The organism is Streptomyces rimosus subsp. rimosus, assembly GCF_000720725.1.
GTDB lineage: Bacteria > Actinomycetota > Actinomycetes > Streptomycetales > Streptomycetaceae > Streptomyces > Streptomyces rimosus_A.
In genome coordinates, this window is record NZ_JOCQ01000234.1 from 1 (window position 1) to 695 (window position 695).

A 695-nucleotide genomic window follows, 5' to 3' on the forward strand; every position below is an offset into this window, starting at 1 on the left:
CGCAGGGTGCGGTGGCGGGGGTCCATGGTGGTCTCGGCGAGCTGGTCGGCGTCCATCTCGCCCAGGCCCTTGTAGCGCTGGATGCTGTCCTTGTAGCGGATGTTCTTGCGCTGCAGTTCCAGCAGGGTCTGGCGCAGTTCGCTGTCGGAGTAGGTGTAGCGGTACTTCTCCTGGCCCTTTTTGGGCTGGAGCAGTTCGATGCGGTGCAGCGGGGGGACGGCGGAGAAGACCCGGCCGGCTTCGACCATGGGGCGCATGTAGCGCTGGAAGAGGGTCAGCAGCAGGGTGCGGATGTGGGCGCCGTCGACGTCGGCGTCGGCCAGGAAGATGACCTTGCCGTAGCGGGCCGCGTCGAGGTCGAAGGTGCGCCCGGAGCCGGCCCCTATCACCTGGATGATCGCCCCGCATTCGGCGTTTTTGAGCATGTCGGAGACCGACGCCTTCTGCACGTTCAGGATCTTGCCGCGGATCGGCAGCAGGGCCTGGAACTCGGAGTTGCGCGCCAGTTTGGCGGTGCCCAGTGCGGAGTCGCCCTCGACGATGAACAGTTCGCTGCGCTCGACGTCGTCGCTGCGGCAGTCGGCGAGCTTGGCGGGCAGGGAGGAGGATTCCAGGGCGGTCTTGCGGCGCTGGGCCTCCTTGTGCTGGCGTGCGGCGATGCGGGTGCGGGCGGCGGCCACGATCTTGTCGAGGAC

General features: G+C 67.6%; 1 protein-coding gene. It reads right to left on the reverse strand.

Translation table 11 applies throughout. From position 1 onward, the window contains the following. The coding region (locus IH45_RS0142675) for a toprim domain-containing protein (RefSeq protein ID WP_030682640.1) at positions 1-695 on the reverse strand (695 nt) is incomplete at both ends.